The following is a 19,201-nucleotide window of genomic DNA, read 5'->3' on the forward strand; positions in this document are numbered from 1 at the left end:
CCCACATCCCCGATCCCGCTCACCGATCACGGCGGAGGCGGCCGGTACGGCGACCAGCACGTCGGTTCAGCCGGCGTACCGTCCGGGGCCGGGTGGCAGCGCGATGGTCACCGCGTCGAGCCGGGCCCGGTCGCCGACCACCTCGATGATGGCGATCCGTCCCGCCTCGACGGTGAGCCGCAGCACGGCCATCAGCCGGCCACCCGGCGCGATGACGATCCCGGGACCGCCGTCGGCCCAGGCGACGCTGCCCATCCGGGCCCGGGCGGCGAAGTGCCGGGTCTCCTCGGCCACCGTCCGCGCCCCGCGCAGTTCCGTCGGCATGCCGGGCGGCAGCAGCACCGGGTCGGCCCGGCGGACGACGTCGGGCGCCAGCAGGTCGAGCAGGGTCTCCAGGTCACCGCCCCGGGACGCGGCAAGGAAGGCCGCCACCAGTGGAAGGTGCCGGGCGGCTGGCCGCCGGTCGGCCGGAGCGGCGCCGTGCACCTGGTTCCTTGCCCGGCTGGCCAGTTTCTTCGCCGCCACCGCCGAACGATCCAGCACCCGGCCCACCTCGTCGAACGGGACCGAGAAGAGGTCGTGCAGCACGAAGGCGACCCGCTGTGCCGGGGAGAGCCGGTCCAGCACCACCAGCAGCGCCAGCCCGACCGACTCGGCGAGGAGTACCTCCTCCTCCGCCGTCCGCACCGGCGTGCCCCCGGGACCCGCCTCGGGCGCCGGGAACTCCGGCTCGGGAAGGGCGACCTCGGCGCGGCGTCGCCGGGTCCGTAGCAGGTCCAGGCACTCCCGGGCCGTCACGGTGGTGAGCCAGCCGGTCAGGTTCCGCACCTCGCGCAGGTCGGCCCGACTGGCCTTCAGCCACGCCTGCTGGACGGCGTCCTCCGCGTCGGGCAGCGAACCGACCATGCGGTAGGCGACCGCCCTCAGATGCGGCCGGTCGCGGGCGAAACGGTCGGCGAGGAGTTCGTCGGCACTCATGGGTCACCTTCTGGAGGTATCGGACGTCATGGGGGTGACCAGCCCGAGACGACCGTACTCGCGAACCGAGGAGACCGACGCTGTGAGAGTACCGACGCTGTGCCGTCCCACCCACCCGAGCCTGCCGCCCCGGAACAGCCTGCCGCCCGGAGGTCTGCCGTGCTGACCGCGTACGTCGTGGTGGTCGTCGTGACCGCCGTCGCCTGCCTCTGGAGCGCCGCCGTCGACCTGGCCCGGACCCGGTCGGTGCTGGCCAACTCCGCCGAGGTGGGCGTGCCGCCGTCCTGGCTGCCGCCGCTCGCCGCGCTCAAGGCCGCCGGAGCGGCCGGCCTGCTGCTCGGTCTGCTCGGCGTGCCCCTGGTCGGGCTCGCCGCCGCGATCGGGCTGGTGCTGTTCTTCGTCGGCGCGGTCACCGTGCACCTGCGCGCCCGAGTCTTCCACAACGTCGGCTATGCCGGCGGTTTCCTGGCACTCGCTCTCGCCTGCCTGGTGCTGGACGCCGCCGCGACCGGCTGACGGCCGCCGCCACACCGGTCGGCCGCCCGGGGCGGGGTGCCCCGGGGCGGCACGGGACGCCGCGCAGGTAGTTCGGGCGGCACGGGACGCCGCGCAGATGGTCCGGGGCGACGTGCCTTGACAAGGCCATCGGGAATCCACAATCCTCAGTGGATTGTATCGTTTCAGCCCGGTCGGTTCGTCCCACCCGAGGATCGGGTCGCACCCACATTGGAGACCCATGAGATCTCGAACCAGGGGAGGCCGGACGCTCACCGTGCTGCCCCGGGCCGTCGTCGCGGGCGTCGCGGTGACCACGTTGCTGGTCGCCAGCCCGACGGCGGTCACCGCCCAGCCCGGCGGCGCAGGGAAGCCCGGACCAGGCCTCGAACAGCTCGACCGTGGCCTGGTCGCGGTCGCCACCGCCGACGGAGTGTTCCTGAGCTGGCGACTGCTCGGCACCGAGGCGACCGGACGGAGCGGCGCCGGCCTGACCGGCACCGACTTCTCCGTCTACCGGGACGGGCGGCGCATCGCCACCGTCACCGACAGCACCAACTACCTCGACCGGGCCGGCACGGGCACCGCCAGCTACCAGGTCGCGGCCGTGGTCCGGGGCCGGACCGCCGCCCGCAGCGCGCCCGCCGCCCCGTGGGCCGCCGGCCACCGCGACCTGCCGCTGCGCAGGCCGGCCGACGGCGTGACCCCGACCGGTGAGGCGTACACCTACTCGGCCTCGGACCTCAGCGTCGGGGACGTCGACGGCGACGGGCAGTACGAGTACGTCGTCAAGTGGGATCCGTCGAACTCCAAGGACGTCTCCCAGGTCGGCTACACCGGCGAGGTGTTCCTCGACACCTACGAACTCGACGGCACCCTGCTGCACCGGATCTCGCTGGGCGTCAACATCCGGGCCGGGGCGCACTACACGCAGTTCCTGGTCTACGACTTCGACGGCGACGGCCGGGCCGAGACGATGCTCAAGACCGCCCCCGGCACCAAGGTCACCCGGTACGACCGGCGCGGCGGGATCGTCTCGGAACGCTTCGTCACGATGCCCCGCGAGGACGTACGGGCCGGCTACGCGCACACCGACGACTACCGGCTGACCCCGGAGAAGTACCGGCAGAAGCTGGTCGACCTGTTCCTCGGCTGGCACCGCCACCCGGAGGTGCTGGCCGGACGCTGGCCGGCGACCCTGGAGCAGGCGTTCGGGATCACGCCGACCTACTCCTACCCGCTGTCCCGGGCCGACGCCGAGACGCTGGTCGACCACTTCGTCGACGTCTACGCCCCGGCCCGGAGCACCCGCAACGCGCTGCGGGCGTTCCAGGGCTTCGTCGTGGACGGACCGGAATACCTGACCGTCTTCGACGGCGCCACCGGCCGTGAGTTGCAGACCATCCACTACAAGCCCGGCCGGCACGACGACGGGCTGATGTGGGGCGACTACGCGATGAGCCGGATCGAGCCGGCCAACCGGGTCGACCGGTTCCTCTCCGGGGTGGCCTACCTGGACGGCCGGCACCCGTCGGCGATCTTCGCCCGGGGCTACTACACCCGGGCCACCCTGGTCGCGTACCGGTGGGACGGCCGGCGACTGCGCGAGGACTGGTACGTCGACAGCGGCTGGGTGCCGATGAGCAACCCGTTCAACGACGGACCGCACGGCCGGGAGGGTACCGACCCGGAGTACGGCACCCTGACCACGCAGGGCGCGCACTCGCTCAGCGTCGCCGACGTGGACGCCGACGGCAAGCAGGAGATCGTCTACGGCGGCGCCACCATCGACGACGACGGCAGCCTGCTCTACAGCTCCTACGGGATCCTGCCGCCGGGCAGCGCCAACCCGGGTGCCCGGGCGAAGGTCGGGCACGGCGACGCCATGCACGTCACCGACATCGACCCGGCCCGTCCCGGGTTGGAGATCTTCATGGTGCACGAGGGCGCGAGCGGTGCGCCCTACGGCTACGCGCTGCGGGACGCCGCGACCGGTGAGGTGATCTACGGTGGCTACACCGGCGTGGACACCGGGCGCGGCATGGTCGGCGACGTCGTACCCGCCGAGCCGGGGTTGGAGACCTGGGCGACGGTGGTCGGCGGCCAGCCGGACGGCCCCGGGCTGCGTACCGCCGACGGGGACCTGCTCGGCACCGTGATCCCGGGTACCAACCAGAGCATCAGGTGGGCGGCCGACATGACCACCCAGATTGTCAACGGTGCCGGGGAGGTGACCCCGAGCATCGACGACTGGCAGCGGGGTCGGCTGCTCACCGCCGACGGCACCCGGACCAACAACGGCACCAAGGGCAACCCGGGGCTGGTCGCCGACGTGCTCGGCGACTGGCGGGAGGAACTGCTGACCCGCACCGTGGACAGCTCGGCGATCCGGATCCACCTGAGCACCGAGCTGACCGACCGCAAGCTCTACACCCTGATGCACGATCCGCAGTACCGGGTCGAGGTGGCCCGACAGCAGACCACCTACAACCAGCCGTCGTACCCGAGCTTCTATCTCGGCTCGGACATCGACTGGGCCCGGGTGCCGCTACCCGGCCGCTGACCGGCGCCGACGGGCCTGGTGCCGCCTCCACGGCGCCGGGCCCGTCGGCGTGCTCGCGGCCACCCCGACCGGCCGGCGGATCGGCGCGGCCGTCCCGGGAACCGGGCGGCGGGTACGCGGCTCGTCCCCGGTGGAGGTGGTCAACCATGCGTACCCGTCGGATTCTCGCCGCCGTCGCCGCGATCCTCGTCGGACTGGCCGGCGCCCCGCTGCTGACGTCGGCACCGGCCCGGGCCGGCAACTTCGCCGTGACGCTGCTGGACCCGCTGCCGGAGCGACTGGAGCCGGGCCGGGGCTACACGGTCGGACTCTGGGTGCTCCAGCACGGCTTCCATCCCTACGAGGGTGACCTCGGTCGGGTGGCCCTGCGGCTGGTCGGCGCCGACGGCGAGTCGGTGTCGTTCCCGGCGTCGGCGCTGCCGGAGCCGGCGCACTACGCGGCGGCGGTCGCGGTGCCTCGCTCCGGGGTGTGGACGGTGGTCGCCGTGCAGGGCCGGTTCGCCGACTACCGGATCGGCACCCTCACCGCGCCCGGGAAGCTGACCGTGCTCGGCGTGCCGTCGCCGCTACAGTCGGCCGAGACCGAGAAGCACTGGCCCGGCGCGATCCGCCCGCCGACGGTGCCGGTCGACCTGGACCGTGACCCGTACAGCGAGGTGGCCGCCCCGGCACCGGTCGAGGAGAGCGGTGCCGCCGCCGCGCCGGCCGGATCCCGGGCGGCGCCGGACCCGGCCGAGGCGACGTCGCGGCGGACCTTCCTGGTCGGTGGCACGCTGCTGGTCGTGGCCCTCGTCGGGCTCGGCCTCGTCGCGGGCCGCCGCCGACTCCGACCCCGCCGCCCCGAGCGCCCCACCACCGCCTGACATCCGCGCCGGCCCGGCCATCCGGTCGGCTCGCCGGAATCGGGTACGTCGACAGGGCGGCCCGCCGCTGCTCAGTCCGGGTCGGGCAGCAGCCCCTGCTCCCGTAGTTGCTGGCAGTGCAGCTCCGGCGGCGGCTCAGGGTCCCAGTCGGACGGTCGGGGCCCCTCCGGACCGTCCGGGCCGACCCGGACGAACCGCTCCACCCGGGTCACCCGGCAGCGGACGCCCCGGATCTCGAACTCGTCCGTCCGGGGAGCCTCGAACTGCTCCAGCGCCCGGGTGTACGCGGCCCGGATCTCGTCCAGCGAGGCGTCCTCGTTCGGCACGATGTCGCTGAACCGGAAGGCAGCCGAGTCACGCGCGGCCTGCGGGGTCGGGTACGTGGTGAACGACCGGGGCTGCCAGGCCCGGTCGACGTACTCGCCGACGGTGAAGCCGACCGGCAGCAGTACCACGTTCGGATGGGTGGCCAGCGCTCGGCGGGAGTCGGCCCGTACCTCGTCCGGGACGATTCCGGCCTGGTAGCACGCGGGGACCATCTCCAGACGGAGCAGGCCGTCGGAGAGGCCGGTGGTCGCGGTCGGGTCGATGACGAAGCCCTCCTCCGGCGACCGGGCGCTCCGCGTCCGGCCCGGCGGGTACGGGTCCGGGTCGGTGGGCCGGGGCGGTTCGGGCCCGTCCGGTCCCATTCGGACGAACGGCTGGGCGCGGATGATCCGGTAGCGGCGGCCGTCGACGGTGAGGTCGTCGACCACCTCCCAGTCCAGCAGCCGGATCGCCGCCTGGTACTCCCTCCGCACGGCCGCGTGCCCGGCGGTCTCCGGTGTCTCGCCCAACAGGCGCCGGAAGTGCGAGCCGAGGGCGTCCCGGCTGCCCTGCGGCTGGTCGCCGCCGAGACCGAGGATTCGCCACCGGCCCGAAGCCGCCTCCTCGGCGTGGCCGAAGACCGGCGCACCCCACATCAGCTTCGGGTAGGCGACCGAGCGGCGCCGTGCGTCGTCCTCGGATACCGCCGACACCGGATCGTTCCGCTGGGTGATCCGGATCAGCAGATGATCCGGCACCTGCTCACCGTGATGACTCATGCACGCAGTGTGCCCCGACCGTTTTCGCTTCGCAGCCCTCCGCGCTCGTACAGTTCCGCACGACGGTGGTACAGATCCGCGGTGCGCGGTGGGTGCTCGCAGATCACCTGGATCGGCCGAGGTGCCGGTGCCGGGACGGTTGCGGGAGCCGGCTCCAGCCCCGAATCTCCTCACGAGGACAAGTCAGGGATGCGGCCGGTCCGCGTCGGCGGCCGGCCGGAGCTGAACCATACGGCCGCCCCGGACAGGTTCCCCGCGATTGACGGCGCGCTCGGACCAATATTGTCCTAGGACGCTCTACAGGTGGTGCGGGCACCCACATCCCAGGTCGGGTTGTCCTCACCGGGAACCTCCCCTGGGGGCGAACACCGATACCCCGACATAGACCGGTTTCTTAGGCTGGGAGCTGCCTGGTCGAAAGAGGAGGAGACCGATATGTCCGGCTCAATTGCCCGAGGTGTCCGGCGCCTGACGGTGGCGGCGTTGGTGGCCGCGATGCTCGGCGTCGCCGCCGCACCGCCCGCGTACGCGACCCCGACCGTCGACAGTGCAGGGTGGCTGCGTACCGGCGTGGCGGACCTGCACGCCCTCGGCATCACCGGGGTGCAGGCACTGGCCCGCGACGGCGTACGCGAGAACTATGCCCGGGCGGGGACGGCCGACCTGGCGACCGGAGCACCGGTACCCAGGGACGGCTACTTCCGGATGGGCAGCAACACCAAGACCTTTGCGGCGGTCGTCGTACTGCAACTGGTCGGCGAGGGGCGGCTCCGGCTCGACGACACCGTCGAGCGCTGGCTGCCCGGCCTGGTGACCGGGAACGGCAACGACGGCCGGCGGATCACCGTCCGGCAGCTTCTCCAGCACACCAGCGGCCTCTACAACTACACCTGGGACCTGCCCGGCCTCTCCTCCGCCGAGGGGTACGCCCGGCACCGGTTCGACCACTACGACCCCGAGGAGCTGGTGGCCCTCGCCCTGGCCCATCCGCCGAACTTCGCTCCGGGCACCAGCTGGGACTACTCGAACACCAACTACATCCTCGCCGGGATGCTCATCGAACGGGTGACCGGCCGGACCTGGGCGGTGGAACTGCGCAACCGCGTGCTGCGCCCGCTGGGCCTGACCGAGACGTCCAGCCCGGGGGACCGGGCGCACCTGCCCGAGCCGCATGCCAAGGGCTACCAGCAGTGGGAGCCGGGTGGGCCGCTGGACGACACGACCCGGTTCAACACCACCATGGCGTACGCGGCCGGTGACCTCGTCAGCACGCCGTCCGACCTGGTCCGCTTCTGGCAGGCACTGCACCAGGGCCGGCTGCTGGCCCCGGCCCAGTTGGCCGAGATGCGGCGTACCGTGCTCGCCGAGACCTTCCAGGAATACCAACCGGGCGCCCGGTACGGCCTCGGGATCATGTGGGCGCCGAACGCCTGCGGCGGGTACTGGAGCCACGGCGGCGACGTGCCCGGGACGAGCACCGTCAACGGCGTCACCGACGACGGTCGGCGGGCGGTCGTACTCTCCCTGACCACCCAGCTCGCCGAGGAGGAGGCCGCGTTGGCGGTGCTGCGCCGGTCCGACGAGGTGGTCGAGGACGCGCTGTGCGGTAGCGGCGGGTAGCGCCGACGTCCGGCCACCCGCACCGCGACCGACGGGCTGCGGTACGGGTGGCCGGCACGACGACCGGCGCACCCGGACCCCGGGCGGACCGGGTGCGGATGAGTACCGGCCACCAGAACGCCTGAGTTCACAGGGGGATTGCGCCCGGTCGTCCCGGGTGGCCTGCTAGTCGGTATGGCTGACGCGTACCTCACGGCTGCCGGCGCGTACCTGCCCGGCCAGCCCCTGGACAACGACGAGATGGCCGCACGACTGGGCAGCGACGGCACCGCGGCGGCGTGGCGGCGCCGGGTGCTCGCGGCCAACGGTATTCGTACCCGGCACTACGCGCTCGACGAGCGCGGCGAGCCGACGATGCTCAACGAGGAACTCGCCGCAGAGGCGGTACGGCGGGCGCTCAAGCACCGTGACCTGCCGCTGGAGTCACTGCGGATGCTCGCCGCCGGGACCACCCAGGGCGACCTGCTGGTACCCGGCTTCGCCTCGATGGTGCACGGCCGGCTCGGCGGTACCGAGCTGGAACTCCTGGCCGCCGGGGGAGTCTGCGCGTCGAGCATGGCGGCCCTGACGGCAGCCGTCCGGGCGGTGCGCCTCGGCGAGCACGACAACGCCGTGGTGGTCGGCTCGGAACTGGTCAGCCGGTCGCTGCGGCAGTGCCGGTACGACGGCGGCCGGTCGGACTTCGACGCGGAGTTCCTGCGCTGGACGCTCTCCGACGGTGCCGGTGCGGTCGTGGTGGAACCGGCACCCCGCCCGGACGGGTTGAGTCTGCGGGTCGACTGGACGCACCTGGTCTCGCACGCGCACCAGTACCCGGTCTGCATGTCGGCGGGCGGGAGCGGCGGTCGGAGCTGGCTGGACCTGCCCGACGCCGCCGAGGCCGACCGGAAGGGGATGCTGCGTCTGCGCCAGGACGTACGCGCACTGCCCCGGCTGTTCCGGTTGGGGCTGCGCGAGTTCGTGGGACTGGTGCGCCAGGGCCGGTTCCGGCCGGGCGACGTCGACCACGTGCTGTGCCACTACAGCGCGGAGCACTTCCGGGGCGAGATATTCGACCTGCTGCGGGGTGCCGACCTGATGATCCCGGAGGAGCGCTGGTTCACGAACCTGCACACCAGGGGGAACACCGGTGCGGCGAGCATCTTCGTGATGCTGGAGGAAGCCTGGCACGGCGGCCGGTTCCGGCCCGGTGACCGGATCCTGCTGATCGTGCCGGAGTCCGGCCGGTTCTCGTTCGCGTTCGCCCACCTGACCTGTGTCGGGGCCGCCCCGGCCGGGCGGACCGCGCCGACCGTCACCCCGTCGCCGCTCGGCGAGCCGGACACCGGGGACACCGACACGGTGCGCTGGACCGTGATGGAACTGGCCCGGGTCTGGTCCGATTTCGAACGCCGGGTCCGGCAGACTCCGCTGGTCAGCCGGATCGACGCCGGCACCGCGACCGTCGACGACTACCGGGCGCTGCTGCTGCACCTGCGGCAGCAGGTGGTGGAGGGCGGTCGGTGGATCAGCCGGGCCGCGTCGAACTTCTCGGTGGAGCTGTTCGACCTGCGCAGTGCGGCGATCCGGCACGCCGCCGAGGAGCATCGCGACTTCCGCCTGCTGGAACAGGACTTCTGCGCGGTCGGCGGAGACCTGGCCGAGATCCGGAACGGTCGCAAGAACCTGGGCTCCGAGGCGCTGTCGGCGTACCTGTTCCACCAGGCGAGCCAGCCGGACCCGGTGGACCTGCTCGGCGCGATGTTCGTCATCGAGGGTCTCGGCTCGGCGCTCGCCGCCGACTGGGCGGACCGGCTGCGCGAGCAGTTGGACCTGGGCGAGGACCAGACCCGGTTCCTCCGGTACCACGGTTCGGCCGACGACGGGCACTTCGCCGAGTTGGCCCGGATGCTGCGCTCCGACGTCGTCGACCGGGCCCGGGCGGAGCGCATCGTGCGTACCGCCGAGGTCGTGGCGCGGCTCTACGCCTGGCAGTTGGCGGAGGTGACCGGATGAGGGGGCCGGGCATCTGGACGGCGCTGCTGGCCGATCCGACCGTACCGTTCGACCGGGCCACCCTGGAACTGGTCGTCGCGGACCAGCGCCGGCCGTCCCGGCGCTGGCTCTATCCGGTGGTACGCCCGCTGTCCCGGCTGGCCGTCACGCTGATCCGGATCGGGAAGCGACTCCTTCCGGTGCCGGTGTCCGCGCACTCCACGATGGACACCCTGTGCGTCTGGTTCCTCCGCCGGTTCGTCTCGGCGACCGCCGGGACGCTGCTGATCCGGCACTTCGTCGTGGAGACCAACCTGCTCAACTTCGTCGTCCGCAACTCCGCCCCGCCCGGCGTCGACGAGGTCACGCTGCGCCCGACGACCCTTGCCGGACTCGGCGACTCCGCCGTCATCGAACACGACCTGAACGTCTACGCCGTGCTCACCGGGCTCGGCCTCGGCGGCCGGTCGGCCCGACCGGAGGTGCTCGACTTCTCCATGCTCACCGTGCCGGCGATCGACGCGTCGCCCGGGGTGCCCCGGCTGGCGCGGCTCGACATCCAGACGGCACTGTGCCTGATGAACATCCCGTTCGCGCTCTGCCTGACCGACGACGAGTACCGGCGCGCGGTGCACTCGCTGCGGCTGGACGACTCGCTGCTGGTCGTCCTCGCCGAGCTGACCGGCGACCCGACGTTCCTGCGCTGGTGCTCCGGCATCCCGGTGGTACGGGTGGACAGCGGCGTCGACGTACCGCAGGCGGTCTACCAGCACGCGGTCGTCTGCGAGTACGCCCACGAGCGACTCAGGCAACTCGCCGGACGGCAGGAGCCGGTGACCCGCCCCGACCCGGTGCCCCAGGTGTTCACCTCGGTGTCGGCCAGCCGTTCCACGGACTCCACTGCGCCCGTCGGCCACGGGCCGGCAACGTCGCAGTCGAGCGGAACCGCGGATTGACCGTGTTCGTACTCTCCACCTCGGGAGGTACCTGTGGCCGACATCCACCGCACCGAAGCCGAGTCCTTCGATTCCGACCTCACCTCCGACCCCGCCCCGGCGCAGCCGGGTGACACCGACGGGGGCGGGCTGGGCCGGCGGGCACTGCTCGCCGGTGCGGTCGCGGCCGGCGCCACCGCGCTCGTGCCGCTGGACGCGCTCGCCGCGCGGTCCGCGCGGGCCACGGCCGACCGGCGCGCCCGGCACCCGCACAGCCGCGACTACGGTCCGCTGGTCCCGGTCCGGGACCAGACGACCGGGCTGCCGCTGCTGATGCTGCCCCGTGGCTTCGAATACCTCAGCTACGGCTGGACCGGTGACCGGATGGGCGACGGGATCGCCACCCCGGCCCTGCACGACGGCATGGCGGCGTTCCGGATGGACCGCCAGGGCCAGCACGACCACGACCACGACGACGACCGGCGCCGTGGCGACGACGACCGGGGCCGGGGCCGGAACCGGGTCAACCTGGTCCGCAACCACGAGGTCAGCGGCTTCGGGGGCAGGTTCGCCACCCCCGCCTACGACCCGGACGCCGGAGGTGGCACCTCCACCGTCGTCTTCGACCTGGACGACGCGGAGTTCGTCGAGAGCTACGCCAGCCTCTCCGGCACCGTACGCAACTGTGCCGGTGGACCGACGCCGTGGGGGACCTGGCTGACCTGCGAGGAGACCTCGGACGTCAACCCGACCAGCGGCAGGCTGCACGGCTACGTCTTCGAGGTGCCGCGCAGCGGCAGGGGCGATCCTCGACCACTGACCGCAATGGGCCGCTTCGAGCACGAGGCCGTCGCCGTGGATCCGGCGACCGGGTACGTCTACGAGACCGAGGACGCCGGTTCGGCCGGGTTCTTCCGGTTCCGGCCACACCGGCGCGGTGACCTGCACCGGGGTGGCGTGCTGGAGATGCTCAAGATCGGCGACGCGTCGTACGACACCAGCGGCGACGCGATGGGGACCGCGTACCGGAACACGTCCTGGGTACGGATCGACGACCCCGACCCGGAGCCCGGCGCGCCCGGCCCGACCGACCAGGGCGTCGCCAGAGGCGGCGCGACGTTCTCCCGGCTCGAAGGCGCCTGGTACGGCAACGGCCTGGTCTACATCGTCTCGACCAGCGGTGGCCCGGCCGGACTCGGTCAGGTCTTCGAGTTCGACCCGCGCAACGGTCGGCTGCGGGTGCTGTTCGCGTCGCCCGGCCAGGACGTGCTCAGCAATCCCGACAACATCGGGGTCAGCCCGCGTGGCGGCATCGTGCTCTGCGAGGACGGCAGCGGCGTGCAGTTCATGCACGGGCTGACCACCGACGGCGAGATCTTCCCGTTCGCGGCCAACAACGTCGTGATCCCCGACGGTGTGCCGGGCAAGCCGGCGATCGCACCTGGCGACTACAGCACCCGGGAGTGGGCCGGCTCGACCTTCGAGCCGAGACGCGGCAACTGGCTGTTCGCGAACATCCAGACTCCGGGCATCACGTTCGCCATCACCGGCCCCTGGCACAACGGCTCGCTGTGACATCCCTCCGGGCAGGAGGTCGACGACACGTGCCCCGGGCGGAACGCGGTTGCTCGACGGCCGGTGCGACCGAGTAGTGTCTGCACCATGTCGAGCCCTGAGGCATCCAGGGTGGGGGCTTTCGGTCACGCCGTCAGCCCCCTGAACCGCTGAGTTCCAGTCCGCTTCGCAGCAGTCTTCGCTGCGTGGGGACATCTGCGCGCACCCTCGGGGCGCTGGCCGTGGTGACGAGACGCCTTTCCGTTCTTTCTCACCCCGGAGTCTTCGATGCCTCTTCCGCTGTACCTGCTTGCCGTGGCGGTCTTCGCCATGGGCACCTCTGAGTTCATGCTCGCCGGCCTGGTGCCGGACATCGCCGTAAGCCTCGACGTGTCGGTCGGGGCCGCCGGGCTTCTGACCTCGGCGTTCGCCGTCGGGATGATCGTCGGTGCGCCGCTGATGGCGGCGCTCGCGCGCCGGTGGCCTGCCCGGGCCAGCCTGCTGGGCTTCGTACTGCTCTTCGCCGTGGCCCACGTCGTGGGCGCGCTCACCACCAGTTTCGCGGTACTGCTTGTCACCCGGGTACTCGCCGCCCTGGCCAACGCGGGTTTCCTGGCTGTGGCACTGAGTACGGCGACCGTGCTCGTCCCGCCGGATCGGCAGGGGCGCGCGCTGGCGGTGCTGCTCTCGGGTACGACGGTGGCCACCATCGCCGGAGTTCCCGGCGGTGCGGTGCTGGGTACGGTGCTCGGCTGGCGGGTCACCTTCTGGGCGATCGTCCTACTCTGCCTTCCCGCCGCCCTCGGCGTCGCGAAAGGCATCCCGGCCCGTGTCGAACCGGCCCGGGTCGAAGGGACTCCTCGGGCGGCTCCGGTCGACCCGTCGTCCCTGCGGGACGAGATCGCCCAGCTCGCGATGCCCAGGCTGCTCCTGGTCATGCTGCTCGGTACCCTGGTCAATGGTGGCACCTTCGCCACGTTCACCTTCCTGGCACCGATCGTGACCGACGTCGCCGGCCTGGCGGAGTTGTGGGTCTCGGCCGTGTTGGCGCTGTTCGGTGTCGGGTCCTTTGTCGGCGTCACCCTGGCGGGACGGCTCTCCGACAAGCGTCCTGGCATCGTGATCGCCGTCGGCGGCCCGTTGCTGTCGCTCGGCTGGATCGCGTTGGCGACGCTGGCCGCCCGCCCGGCCGCGCTTCTGCTCCTCGTGTTCGTGCAGGGCGTGCTGTCGTTCGCGCTGGGCGGCACCCTGATCGCCAGGGTGCTCTACGAGGCGGCCGGCGCCCCCACCATGGGAGGCTCGTACGCGACGGTGGCGCTCAACATCGGTGCTGCCGGCGGCCCCGTCGTCGGGGCAGCCGCCCTCGGGACCGACGCTGGTGATCTCGGCCCGGTGTGGGTCAGCGGCCTCCTGGTGGCGATCGCACTGGTCGTCGCCCTGCCACTCCGGCGACTTCTCGCACCCGCCGGCCAGCCGATCCGATGATCCACGCGAACCCGCGGTCGAAGATCGAACCTGTCCGGTCGGTGCTGGTCGTGGTAGCCGGCGCTCAGCCGTCTACGAGTGCCGACCGGACCTCCTGCCGGGGTGGTTGGGCGGCTGGTCTCTAGGAGGCCTGGCGGATCGGCATGTCGGCCAGCCAGACGTCGGCCAGCTCGCCGAGCGGGACGTCGAGGGCCTGGCTGAGGCAGACGACGGTGCCGAACGCCGGTGCGGGAAGGCGGCCGGCCTCGATCTTGCGTAGCGTCTCGGGGGAGATGCCGGCCGCCAGGGCCACCTCGACGAGGCTGCGGCCGGCCCGGGCGGCCCGGAGGGCGACTCCGAGACGCTGACCCGCGGCGATCTGTTCGGCGGTGAGTGGCTGGCGAACCATGCCAGCAGGATATCCCTCCGGAACGCCCCCGCCCGGCGTGGTATAAAAATACCGCACACGGAAGGGGAGGCTTGTCGTGATCGAGTTCAAGTCCGCCGAGGAGATCGGCCGGATGGCGGTGACCGGCCAGTTCGTCGGCGAACTGCTCGCCGAACTGGCCGGTGTCGCCGAGGTCGGCGTCAACCTGATGGACCTCGAACACCACGCCCGCCGCCGGATCTCCGAACGCGGCGCCGAGTCCTGCTACTGGGACTACGCCCCGTCGTTCGGACGCGGTCCGTTCCGCAACGTGCTGTGCCTGTCGGTCAACGACGCGGTACTGCACGGCCTGCCGCACGACTACGTCCTGCGCGACGGTGACCTGCTCAGCATCGACATGGCGGCCGGCATCGACGGCTGGGTCGCCGACTCCGCGCTCTCCGTCGTCGTCGGCACCCCGGATCCGGCCGACCTGAAGCTGATCGAGGCCACCGAGGTCGCACTGGAGGCCGGCATCGCCGCCGCCCAGCCCGGCGGCCGACTCGGCGACATCTCCGCCGCGATCGGCGAGGTCGCCCACTCCTACGGTTACCGCGTCAACGCCGAGTTCGGCGGCCACGGCATCGGCCGCACCATGCACGAGGCCCCGCACGTCGCCAACAGCGGCCGCGCCCGCCGTGGCCTGAAACTCGACCCCGGCCTCACCATCGCCATCGAACCCTGGTTCTGCCGCTCCACCGACAAGATCAGATACGACAAGGACGGCTGGACGATCCGCTCCGCCGACGGTTCCCGTACCGCCCACTCCGAACACACCGTCGCGATCACGGCCGCCGGCCCCCAGGTCCTGACCCGTCGTCCGACCCAGAGCCCCACCCCGACCGAGTCCACCCGAAAGCCCGGCACGGCCTCCTGACCCACCGCCCGCCTCGGGCGTGATCCAGACCGTTCCGGGGGCCGGGCGAGTGTCGGTGAAGCGCCGGGTGCCGGAGCCGGCTCGCTGGAGCCGAGATGATGAGCCGGCGACGGCAAGTCCCGCCGGCCACCCGGCGGTGAGTTGCCCCGGCTGTGCGCCCAGCTCGACAGCGAGCCCGCGAGGTGGTCGATCCGCGCCGTCCGACCTGGACCGGTGATCCGGAGTCGGACCGCCACCGCGCATCGATCGCGGTGGAAGCGTTGACGTCCCGGTAGCACGCCGGTAACCTTTGGCCAACCTCCTGCAAGAACAGAACAGATCCATGCTCTGTTCATCACTATCAAGCGGAACTTCCGTACAGGTTGCTCTTTCCGCTGGTGGTCCTCCTCGGTCCAGAGAGGCCGGTGATGCGATCGGCTCGCGCCCACCGATCGACGGATGTCGGTGACGCCCCTGGTCACCCGCCTGTCCACGCCGCCGGCTTCGCACCTCCGCCGCGCCATCCGGCAACCAGCCGGCCGCCGCCGTCCTCCGGCCCCCGGCCGACGCCTGCCGACCCCCGCCGCCGCGCCCGTGGCCCCGCCACCCGCGGAACCGTCCCCCAGCGAAAAGGACAGTGATGAGACGCTCCGATCTGGTCCCGGCGACAGCGACGACGGTCGCCGCCGCCGTGATTGCCACCCTCGGGTTGTGGGTGCCCGCCGCGCACGCGGCCGGCCCCGCCGACCTCGCCCGCCAACAGACCGTCGCGGCCGACCTGGCCGCCGCGCTGGCCCCGGGGAACCTCGCCCAGGGCCGCCCCACCCAGGAGAGCGGCCACGCCGACGTCTACGACTCGGGTCGGGCCGTCGACGGCAACCAGGGGAGCTACTGGGAGAGCGTCAACAACGCCTTCCCGGAGTGGATCCAGGTCGACCTCGGCTCGGCCGTACTGGTCGACCGGGTCGTGCTGCGGCTGCCGACCGCCGGCTGGGGCACCCGTACGCAGACGCTCTCCGTGCAGGGCAGCACCAACGGGTCCTTCTTCGCCGACCTGGTCGGGTCCCGGACGTACACCTTCAACCCGGCGGTCGACGCCAACTCGGTGACCATCACCTTCGGGCAGGCCAGCACCCGCTACGTCCGGATCAACATCACCGCCAACAGCGGCTGGCCGGCCGGACAGGTCTCCGAGCTGGAGGTCTACGGCCCCGACGGTGGCGGCGGCACCGACACCACCCCGCCGAGCGTCCCCGGCACCCTCTCCTACAACCAGTCCGGTACGACGATCGCGCTGAACTGGGGTGCCTCCACCGACAACACCGGCGGCAGCGGCCTGGCCGGCTACAACGTCTACCGCAACGGCGCGCAGGTCGCCTCGCTCGGCAACGTGACCAGCTTCAGCGACACCCAGCCGACCAACACCACGGTCTCGTACTTCGTCCGGGCCCGGGACGTCGCCGGCAACCTCTCCGGCAACAGCAACACCGTCACCCGTACCGGTACCCAGCCGCCCGGCTGCACCAACGTGGCCCGGGGCAAGCCGGTCACCGCCAGCGGCTCCACCTTCAGCTTCGTACCGGCGAACGCCGTCGACGGGTCGCTGACGACGTACTGGGAGGGTGCGCCCAGCTATCCGCAGAACCTGACGGTGGCGCTCGGCGCCAACCACGCGATCACGGCGGTGCAGGTAAAGCTGAACCCGGATCCGGCCTGGGGCACCCGTACCCAGAACTTCCAGGTCCTCGGCCGGGACCAGGCCGCGACGACGTACACCAGTCTGGTACCGGCGGCGAGTTACCAGTTCGTGCAGGGTAACAACGTGGTGGTGGTCCCGGTCAGCGCGACCACCGCGGACGTGCAGCTCCGGTTCAACTCCAACACCGGCGCACCGTCCGGCCAGGTCGCCGAGCTGGAGGTCTGCGGCACCCCGGCGGCCAACCCGGACCTGGTGGTCACCGCGACCACCTGGACGCCGGCCGCGCCGACCGAGACGACCCCGGTCACCCTGTCGGCCACCGTCCGCAACGACGGCTCGGCGGCGGCTCCGGCGAGCACGGTCAACGTCAGCCTCGGCGGCACCGTCGCCGGCAGCGCGCCGGTGCCCGCCCTGGCCGCCGGAGCCTCGGCCACCGTCTCGGTGAGCGCCGGCACCCGGCCGCAGGGCAGCTACCCGGTCACCTCGGTGGTCGACCCGACCAACGCGATCATCGAACAGAACGACGCCAACAACAGCTTCACCGCGCCGTCCCCGCTGGTGGTCGGCCAGGCGCCCGGCCCCGACCTCCAGGTGCTCGGGATCACCACCAACCCGCCGAACCCGGCGGTCGGCGCGGCGGTGACCTTCACCGTCGCGGTGAACAACCGGGGTACCACCGCGACCGGGGCGACCACGGTCACCCGGGTCACCGTCGGCGGCACCACGCTGAACACCGACACCCCGTCGATCGCGGCCGGCGCGACCAGCAACGTGGCGATCAGCGGTAGCTGGACCGCCACCAGCGGCGGGGCCACCGTCACCGCCACCGCCGACGCCACCAACGTGGTCGCGGAGACCAACGAGGGCAACAACGTACGCACCCACTCGATCGTCGTCGGTCGCGGCGCGGCGGTGCCGTACACCTCGTACGAGGCGGAGGCCGGCCGTTACCAGGGCACCCTGCTGGAGGCGGACCCGCTGCGTACCTTCGGGCACACCAACTTCGCCACCGAGTCCTCGGGACGCCGGTCGGTACGGCTGAACAGCAGCGGCCAGTTCGTCGAGTTCACCTCGACCAACGCGGCGAACTCGATCGTGGTGCGCAACTCCATCCCGGACGCACCGGGCGGCGGCGGCATCGAGGCCACCATCAGCCTGTACGTCAACGACACCTTCCTGCGGAAGCTGACCCTCTCCTCCCGGCACAGTTGGCTGTACGGCAACACCGACGACCCGGAGGGGCTGTCGAACAGCCCGGGCGGTGACGCCCGACGGCTCTTCGACGAGTCGAACGCCCTGCTGGCCCAGTCGTACCCGCCGGGCACCCGGTTCAAGCTCCAGCGGGACAGCGGCGACAACGCGCCGTTCTACATCATCGACATGATCGACCTGGAGCAGGTGGCCCCGGCGACCAGCCAGCCGGCCGGCTGCACGTCGATCACGCAGTACGGTGCGGTGCCCAACGACGGGCTCGACGACACCGCCGCGATCCAGCGGGCGGTCACCGACGACCAGAACGGCGTGATCGGCTGTGTCTGGATCCCGCCGGGGCAGTGGCGGCAGGAGCAGAAGATCCTCACCGACGACCCGCTGAACCGGGGTCAGTGGAACCAGGTCGGGATCAGCAACGTCACCATCCGGGGCGCCGGGATGTGGCACTCGCAGCTCTACACGCTGACCGAGCCGCACCTGGTGGTCGGCGGGATCAACCATCCGCACGAGGGCAACTTCGGCTTCGACATCGACGCCAACACCCAGATCTCCGACATCGCGATCTTCGGCTCGGGCCGGATCCGGGGCGGGCCGGGCGGTGCCGAGGGCGGCGTCGGGCTCAACGGCCGGTTCGGCGTGGGTACCCGGATCAGCAACGTCTGGATCGAGCACGCCAACGTCGGCGTCTGGGTCGGCCGGGACTACGACAACATCCCGGCGCTCTGGGGTCCCGGCGACGGGCTGGAGTTCACCGGGATGCGGATCCGCAACACGTACGCCGACGGGATCAACTTCACCAACGGCACCCGGAACTCGCGGGTCTTCAACTCGTCGTTCCGGAACAACGGTGACGACGCCCTGGCGGTCTGGGCCAGCCGGTACGTCCGGGACACCTCGGTCGACATCGGCCACTCCAACGCCTTCGTCAACAACACGATCCAGCTTCCGTGGCGGGCCAACGGCGTCGCGATCTACGGCGGCTACGGCAACCGGATCGAGAACAACCTGATCTACGACACGATGAACTACCCGGGGATCATGTTGGCCACCGACCACGATCCGCTGCCGTTCTCCGGGCAGACGCTGATCGCCAACAACGGGCTCTACCGCACCGGTGGCGCCTTCTGGGGCGAGCAGCAGAAGTTCGGGGCGATCACACTCTTCCCGGCGACCCGGGACATCGTCGGGGTCACCATCCGGGACACCGAGATCGCCGACTCGACGTACGACGGCATCCAGTTCAAGACCGGCGGCGGCAACATGCCGAACGTGGCGATCAGCAACGTCCGGATCGACCGGTCCAACAACGGCGCCGGAATCCTGGCGATGAACGGGGCACGCGGCAGTGCGACGCTGTCGAACGTGACAATCACCAACTCGGCGACCGGCAACATCGTGGTCGAACCGGGGTCGAGCTTCACCATCACCGGCGGGCAGTCGGGCCTCCGGCAACCCCGCAAACCGGCCGTCGACTGA

At 71.8% G+C, this 19,201-nt stretch carries 13 protein-coding genes; 10 read left to right on the plus strand and 3 right to left on the minus strand.

The window, feature by feature from the left end; translation table 11 throughout:
- Positions 1 to 66: 66 nt before the first annotated feature.
- Complete coding sequence (locus tag Pen02_RS17505; protein WP_203867114.1) at positions 67 to 978, minus strand: sigma-70 family RNA polymerase sigma factor; 912 nt, start codon at positions 976 to 978, stop codon at positions 67 to 69.
- 159 nt (positions 979 to 1,137) lie between these two features.
- Here Pen02_RS17505 and Pen02_RS41830 point away from each other — a divergent pair, with 159 nt between their 5' ends.
- From Pen02_RS41830 to Pen02_RS17520, 3 genes are all read left to right on the plus strand, one after another.
- Positions 1,138 to 1,494, plus strand: coding sequence for a DoxX family protein (locus tag Pen02_RS41830; RefSeq protein WP_239140886.1), 357 nt, complete (start codon positions 1,138 to 1,140; stop codon positions 1,492 to 1,494).
- A gap of 220 nt (positions 1,495 to 1,714) precedes the next feature.
- Positions 1,715 to 4,036 (plus strand): rhamnogalacturonan lyase, encoded by a 2,322-nt coding sequence (locus Pen02_RS42570; protein ID WP_203867116.1) that lies wholly within the window; start codon positions 1,715 to 1,717, stop codon positions 4,034 to 4,036.
- Between the two features lie 146 nt (positions 4,037 to 4,182).
- Entirely contained in the window at positions 4,183 to 4,899 is a 717-nt protein-coding gene (locus tag Pen02_RS17520; RefSeq protein ID WP_203867117.1) for a hypothetical protein, read from the plus strand.
- Positions 4,900 to 4,970: 71 nt separating this feature from the next.
- Here Pen02_RS17520 and Pen02_RS17525 read toward each other — a convergent pair whose 3' ends face one another.
- A complete protein-coding gene (locus tag Pen02_RS17525) occupies positions 4,971 to 5,984 on the minus strand; it encodes a DUF5954 family protein (RefSeq protein WP_203867118.1) in 1,014 nt (337 codons plus the stop codon).
- Positions 5,985 to 6,419: 435 nt separating this feature from the next.
- Between Pen02_RS17525 and Pen02_RS17530 the strand changes: the two genes are divergently transcribed.
- The 5 genes from Pen02_RS17530 to Pen02_RS17550 all read left to right on the plus strand — a co-directional run bounded on the left by Pen02_RS17530 (position 6,420) and on the right by Pen02_RS17550 (position 13,552).
- Positions 6,420 to 7,604, plus strand: coding sequence for a serine hydrolase domain-containing protein (locus Pen02_RS17530; RefSeq protein WP_239140888.1), 1,185 nt, complete (start codon positions 6,420 to 6,422; stop codon positions 7,602 to 7,604).
- Between the two features lie 174 nt (positions 7,605 to 7,778).
- On the plus strand, positions 7,779 to 9,599 hold the full coding sequence (locus Pen02_RS17535; RefSeq protein ID WP_203867119.1) for a 3-oxoacyl-[acyl-carrier-protein] synthase III C-terminal domain-containing protein: 1,821 nt from the start codon (positions 7,779 to 7,781) through the stop codon (positions 9,597 to 9,599).
- On the plus strand, positions 9,596 to 10,534 hold the full coding sequence (locus Pen02_RS17540; protein WP_203867120.1) for a DUF6999 family protein: 939 nt from the start codon (positions 9,596 to 9,598) through the stop codon (positions 10,532 to 10,534). Before Pen02_RS17535 ends, Pen02_RS17540 begins: the two co-directional genes overlap by 4 nt.
- 33 nt (positions 10,535 to 10,567) lie before the next feature.
- On the plus strand, positions 10,568 to 12,088 hold the full coding sequence (locus tag Pen02_RS17545; RefSeq protein WP_203867121.1) for an alkaline phosphatase PhoX: 1,521 nt from the start codon (positions 10,568 to 10,570) through the stop codon (positions 12,086 to 12,088).
- A 267-nt stretch (positions 12,089 to 12,355) separates the two neighbouring features.
- Complete coding sequence (locus tag Pen02_RS17550) at positions 12,356 to 13,552, plus strand: Cmx/CmrA family chloramphenicol efflux MFS transporter (protein WP_203867122.1); 1,197 nt, start codon at positions 12,356 to 12,358, stop codon at positions 13,550 to 13,552.
- A 121-nt stretch (positions 13,553 to 13,673) separates the two neighbouring features.
- Here the strand turns inward: Pen02_RS17550 and Pen02_RS17555 are convergent, their stop codons facing one another.
- Entirely contained in the window at positions 13,674 to 13,940 is a 267-nt protein-coding gene (locus tag Pen02_RS17555; RefSeq protein WP_203867123.1) for a helix-turn-helix domain-containing protein, read from the minus strand.
- A 76-nt stretch (positions 13,941 to 14,016) separates the two neighbouring features.
- Here Pen02_RS17555 and map point away from each other — a divergent pair, with 76 nt between their 5' ends.
- Both map and Pen02_RS17565 read left to right on the plus strand, forming a co-directional pair.
- A complete protein-coding gene (map, locus tag Pen02_RS17560; protein WP_203867124.1) occupies positions 14,017 to 14,835 on the plus strand; it encodes a type I methionyl aminopeptidase in 819 nt (272 codons plus the stop codon).
- A 619-nt stretch (positions 14,836 to 15,454) separates the two neighbouring features.
- Positions 15,455 to 19,201, plus strand: a complete 3,747-nt coding sequence (locus tag Pen02_RS17565; protein WP_203867125.1) for a CARDB domain-containing protein — start codon at positions 15,455 to 15,457, stop codon at positions 19,199 to 19,201.

Source organism: Plantactinospora endophytica (genome assembly GCF_016862915.1).
In the GTDB taxonomy this organism is placed as follows: domain Bacteria; phylum Actinomycetota; class Actinomycetes; order Mycobacteriales; family Micromonosporaceae; genus Plantactinospora; species Plantactinospora endophytica.